Raw genomic sequence first — 6124 nt, 5'->3', positions numbered from 1 at the left:
TATATTATAAAATACAAATTATTAAAACACCATTCCACTTCGTACGACGATAAGTTTACATAACAATTTTATAGTTCATCTTTATCTATATGTTCTAAATGACCTCTTCCCCAACTACACACACTATCCAAAACAGTACTGACTGTTTTTCCATGTTCAGTTAAGCTATATTCTACTTTAGGTGGTATTTCTTGATAATGCTTATGAATCTTATAAATCTCTTTCTCTTGTAAAAAGGCCTGGCCATAATAATGAAATTGCACATACTGTTCTATATTTAATGCAAAATAGTTTTACTACGAGTAATGTATTATTTCCAGATGGAGGGTACACATATCATTAAATTATTAGCAACAAAAGCCCCTTATTACAGTGGCTTTTGTTGCTAATTTAAACATTGCTGAAGTAATATAGGATTCTCTTTTATTAGTTCTGCTAAAACAAAAGTTGTGGAAAAGGTTGTAAGATTAACTCTTTATCCAGCAACCCCTTTTATTCTCGAATCATACCGCCTCATCCAATAAAAGCCGCCCTAATTTCTATTCCCTACACTTTTATATAAAATTAACCTTATAAAGGTAGGATTCAACAACTTCTTACAGAATTCTATATTTAATACGTATTGGACGGATTATTTTCAAATTCCTCTTTACTAAAGGTGGTTCATACAATTGTGAAATTTGTACAAGAACGAAGATTAACTGTCAAGACAATTTTTTCAAAAGAATACAAGATTTTTATTTTTGGTTTACTCATTTCACGAATCGGGGATTCATTATATACTTTTGCACTGCCTTGGATTGCCTATCAATTAACTGGTTCAGCTGTAATTATGAGTTCTTTATTTGCTGTAAACGTATTGCCAATCGTTTTATTTGGCCCTTTAGTTGGTGTACTAGTTGATCGATATGACCGAAAAAAGTTACTTTGGATGTCGTATATTACCAATATTATTTTAGTAAGTCTCGTACCAATTCTACATGCATTACATATATTAGAAGTCTGGCATTTATACGTAATTACTTTTATCTTAGCAGTTATGTCCATGCTTTTTGATGTAACAACAGTTACAGTCATTCCACACATCGCAGGTGCATCATTAACGAAGGCTAATTCTTTATATCAAATGGTTAATCAATTGGCTAGTTTGTTTGGTCCAATGATAGCTGGGCTTTTCATATCTTTTATTGGCGGCTTTCAAGTACTTTGGATTAATGTTCTTTCATTTATTGCTACATTAATTGCTGTGATTATATTACCTTCTATGAAAAACTTAAATAAAAAGAATACTGATAAAAAAACATTGCAAAATGTACTAAATGATTTGTTTGATGGTTTTAAATGGCTCAAAAATGATTGGTTAAATATAGCTTTGTCACTTCAAGCTATGGTAGGTAACTTTGGAGCAAGTGCTGTTTTAGGTGTACTTATGTATTATTTATTATCGACATTAAATCTCACCTCCGCACAAAGTGGCTATAATTATACTTTAATAGGAATAGGTGGGCTTTTAGGAAGCTTAATTGCCGTTCCTTTAGAAAAGAAATTTCGACGTGGTGTACTTATTCCTTTACTCCTATTTTTAGGAGCGCTTGGATTAACATTTGCTTTGTGGAGTACATATTGGCTTGCTCCCGGAATTGCTTTCGGAATCGCGATGACATGTAATATCACATGGAATACGATTGTTACATCAATTCGGCAGGAAACTGTTCCATCCAATTTGCAAGGACGTGTTTTAGGTTTTTCTCGTGTACTTACACGATTATCTATGCCATTGGGGGCATTAGTAGGTGGAATTATTTCAGCCTACAATCCTGTATTTATATTTGCTTTAGCTGCTTTTACTAAAATAATTGAAGTCTTTATTGCCTTATATAGTCCGATACGAAAACTGTAAAGATAAAAATTTATATATCTTGAGATATTAATAAAATAAAAAAGGCATAAAACATGCCTTTTTTTATTACTTATTTGTTTATTGGATAACAAACTTCTGTAACCCACTTATTAGGATCGTATTCCATCGCTGGGCTCACATGATAAATATTAAACATCGGGCCTGCTAATTTGTAACCCTCTGTCTCAATCCATTTTGCCGCAGCCTCATTTACAGCTGTCATCTGTTCATAACTTCCATTAACTGTTATAGAAGCTACATGAGTCGATTCCATATTTTTAAATGTAACGTCTTTTGTATTTTCGTGCTTACCAAGAATACTTAGCTGTATTTCTATATCCACATCATTTTCTTTGTATTCACGATCATGGAAAACCGCAATACTATAACTCGGTTGGGCAATACTAATATTTTTCATTTGAATTTCTTGCATTAATACACTCCATAAATCACCTTCGCAATTATACGATGGAATAATCTTTCTAACACTAGCTACAGTTCTTTCTGGAATTTCTTTTATTGAAACATGATAATTCATCTCAACAACATCCTCTCTCATCGTTTTCATTGAGTCTTCGAGGAGACGTAATTGTTTTTGGAGGTTATTCATGTCTTCTTTAATTTGAGCACTACGATTAAAAAATTGCTCTTTTATGGTATCTATATTATCGCATTCTATTATTTCTTTGATGGTAGCAATATTAAACCCCATAGCTTTTAACGTTTGAATTTGATTTACTTTTTTTAATTGGTCTGCTGAATAAAATCGATATCCACTCTGCTCATCGACTTTTACTGGTTGTAGTAATTCCACTTTATCGTAGTGTCTCAACATTCGTATACTAATGGAAGATAGTTTTGAAAAATCCCCTATTTTAAACATGATTTCCTCCTATAAGTTACATCTACTTTGAAGCTCAACTTTATCTTAAACAATGACATTGTGTGAGGGTCAATCGTTTTTTTGACGATTTAAACGATAATTTAACATGTTATATTTACATAATTAAAAACCTATATTCCTATTTTATGACTACTACAATTGACAATCCATCATCAGTTATTTTTCTCTAAACATTCATAAACCGCCATCATATCTCGTTTATCCAACTCACGTATGCGATTGAAAATGGGTATTTGTCCAACAGCTTCTGTTAATAAGCTTTCATTCACAACATCACTTACTTTTCCAGTTAACCACGTTTGTACATCCACGCCCTCGACAACTTCTTTTAACCCTTCGTCATTAATACCACTTGCATTACAAGTTACACATGGAATTGTTAGTTTAAAGACACCATCATGTAAATTATCTTCGGTTATCACTTTCTTACCTTTACAAAATGGACATGGATTACTTTTTTTAATTTTATTAATTTGGGTAACTAATTTTTTGTATCCAAACGCTTCGTATACATACGTAAGTTTTTTATATTTACCATTTGTGAAATACTTATCTATAATGGTTTCTCTCGTTTCATAAACATTAGGGAAATCACAAACAGTTACCTGATTATTAACACTAATGGATTCGATATTTCCTTTTATTTCGCTCCAGAATGGTAAGACATTTTGTAACACCATTTCATAGTTTGAAAAGCTTGCTTGTTCTAATTCAAACATTTTCAATGCAACTTGTGCTTTTCTTGGCAATAAAGAAACATCTTCCGTCAATACCATATCGCCACCAACAATAGACTTCAATTTAACAAGTGCCGGTAAATCACCAACTATTTTCAATACTTTATTAATAGGCTGATTGATTATTTCACGAATATCTACGTTACCAAATTTAAGTGGTTTATGATGATTTAAAACCGTCCCCTCACAAATTGGACATTTCATCATTTTTTTTGAACTCTTAATTTCTTCTTTAATAGGTGCTTTTGAAATAACAATATATCCACCAATAATTGTATTAAACCCTACCCATGTTCTGCGTGTCTTTCCTTTTTTATCATAAAATGATTTTTCAAAATATCCGTACCAAAACGTATGCTTTTCTTCTTCTGACATATCATTATAGCTCTTTGACAAATCGTGACCAAGCTCATTTTTTATTTCTTCGAATAGAAATTCTATTTTTTCATGCTGATAAAATTTTAATACCTTCATGATTTCTTGATCGAATAGCCCATCCCAAAATGGAACACTTTTATCTTGAATGGCAATATCTTTATCAAAAACTTCAATTTGAAGACGTCCAGAACAAGATGGACAATGATTGTCCTGTGAATAGAAATCAAAACTTCTCGTATCTTTATTAATTGGATGAGCAGCTACAATATGATTAATTAATCCACCAATCTCATATAAGAAACTATATTGACTATATAAATGTCTTTCAAGATCAATAGCAATAACAGGTGCGATTGTATCAGATTCATATTCACCATAAATTAACCTAGCCATTGATGATAAACTTTTTAAAATACCGCCCTTATAAACATTTTCGGCATTTTTAAAATAGTTAATATGATTTTCTTCTAAATAGTGAACTCCTTTTTTCTGCTTAAGCATTGAAGAGATATTTATTTTCTCTGTGCTATTCACATTACTTTTTTGACGATAGTAATCCTCATGTTTAACAACATCCAAATGCTCTACAGATTCATTCTGCCTTTTTCCAAAATCAACTATATAATCAGAGCTTTCTAACATGTAACGATTATGCTCAATCATAATGATAGAAACTGATTCATCTTGCAGAATACCTCTAATACTATCGATAAATTGATTTAAAATATTTTGTGATAAACCTTTTGAAGGCTCATCAAAAATGAATAATGTATGTGGATTTCTAGTGTTTGCAAATAATTCCGAAACTAAATGAACACATTGAAACTCACCTGTCGATAATGTTTGTGTTTTTCTCTCTAATGTTAAATAGCCGAGCCCTAATTTAATTAGTAAGCTCAAACGTTTATAAGCGATATCTTCATTTGGAAGTTCATCAATAATATCCTCAATCGAGCGCTCAAAAATATCATCAATGTCTTCACTATACTTTGTGAGTTTCTTTTTAATATCTAGGAAAGTTGCTACAGTTGATCGACTTGTAATTGATTGATTTCGGTCTTGTCCTACCATAACTAATTTATCTTTTGGATATCGTTTTAAAAAATCTGTAGCTAGACATTCGTTGACAAGTGTAGATTTCCCACATCCCGATTCTCCTGTAACCGTTACAAGCCTGTTTTTAGGAATTTGAAACTCCGCCATTTGGATATTACGGCAATATAAATCATAGAATGTATAATATTCTGTTGGTATTTCTTTATTTCGCTCCCACAGTATTGACTTTGGTCTTGGTGATTCTTTCACAATTTTCCCGCCATATTTTCCGCTACCAGGTCCAAAGAACAATTGCTCATCAGTTGTATCTAGTACCGTATCTGAATGATCAATAAGCCAAATTTGATTTTTACACCCTAATCGTTTAATCTCTTCTAAAATTTGTAATAATGTTTCATGATCAAGTCCAACTGAAATCTCATCAATAATAATTACAGCATTTTCACTTACTGCCATGAATTCAGCCAAATAAAGTCGTGTTAACTCTCCACCTGACAACGTACCCATAATTCGATTTAATGTTAAATAACCAGTGTTCATATTAATAATATTTTGCAGTATATGCTGTTTTTCCTCACTAATATTTAATTGTTTTGCTATTGAAAGAATAGATTCAACACTTAAATCATTAATATTTGAAATTGAATGTGGCTTGGCCAACAAATCAATTTCATGTTTTTCAATTTCTTCACTATAACGTTTTCCCTTACATTTTTTACACTCAACATTTTTTGTAGTACCACGGCCTTTACAACCAGTACACCAGCCTAATTGATTATTAAATGAAAAGACCTCTGGAGAAAGATTAAATACTTCAGCAAGTTTTTCCCGAACCTCTGTAAAAACACCAGTATGAGTACCAATCGTTGAACGTGGATTAGACGAAATCGATGATTTCCCTAAAAAAAGTACTAATGGCATTTCTTCCATCTTAATAGCACTAAAATTTGTTTCCATAATGTTAGGAAATAAATATTGATATTCAGCCTTTGGTAATAAAGAAACTAATCGTTTTTTTGACTCTTCACCAATTGTTTGGCAAAAAGTTGTTTTACCCGATCCAGATAACCCAGCAATTCCAAACGATTTATTAAACGGTATAGTTGCATCTAATTTATTTATGTTATTAGCAATTAATTGATTTACTTT

At 31.5% G+C, this 6124-nt stretch carries 3 protein-coding genes and 2 pseudogenes; 2 read left to right on the top strand and 3 right to left on the bottom strand.

Features of this window, described 5'->3' with window-relative positions:
* Positions 1–68: 68 nt before the first annotated feature.
* Positions 69–203, bottom strand: a pseudogene (locus ACQGS6_RS21390) (winged helix-turn-helix transcriptional regulator); the annotation flags it as partial.
* Here ACQGS6_RS21390 and ACQGS6_RS21385 point away from each other — a divergent pair.
* Positions 200–343, top strand: a pseudogene (locus ACQGS6_RS21385) (SDR family oxidoreductase); the annotation flags it as partial. The pseudogenes ACQGS6_RS21390 and ACQGS6_RS21385 overlap by 4 nt on opposite strands.
* Before the next feature lie 330 nt (positions 344–673).
* Entirely contained in the window at positions 674–1900 is a 1227-nt protein-coding gene (locus ACQGS6_RS21380) for an MFS transporter (protein ID WP_426965554.1), read from the top strand.
* Positions 1901–1970: 70 nt separating this feature from the next.
* Here the strand turns inward: ACQGS6_RS21380 and ACQGS6_RS21375 are convergent, their stop codons facing one another.
* Both ACQGS6_RS21375 and ACQGS6_RS21370 read right to left on the bottom strand, forming a co-directional pair.
* Positions 1971–2783, bottom strand: coding sequence for a MerR family transcriptional regulator (locus ACQGS6_RS21375; RefSeq protein WP_025966171.1), 813 nt, complete (start codon positions 2781–2783; stop codon positions 1971–1973).
* A 173-nt stretch (positions 2784–2956) separates the two neighbouring features.
* Positions 2957–6124 (bottom strand): ATP-binding cassette domain-containing protein (locus tag ACQGS6_RS21370; RefSeq protein WP_426965553.1); only part of this gene is annotated, 3168 nt, incomplete at its 5' end.

This window comes from Bacillus sp. GMs2/2, from assembly GCF_050172095.1.
Classification (GTDB): Bacteria; Bacillota; Bacilli; order Bacillales; family Bacillaceae_G; genus Bacillus_A; species Bacillus_A cereus.
This window is presented reverse-complemented; position numbering and strand designations above follow the sequence as displayed.

Coding starts and splice junctions, on each gene's coding strand:
- ACQGS6_RS21375 (WP_025966171.1), bottom strand. CDS start 2,783: ATGTTTAAAATAGGGGATTTTTCAAAACTATCTTCCATTAGTATACGA.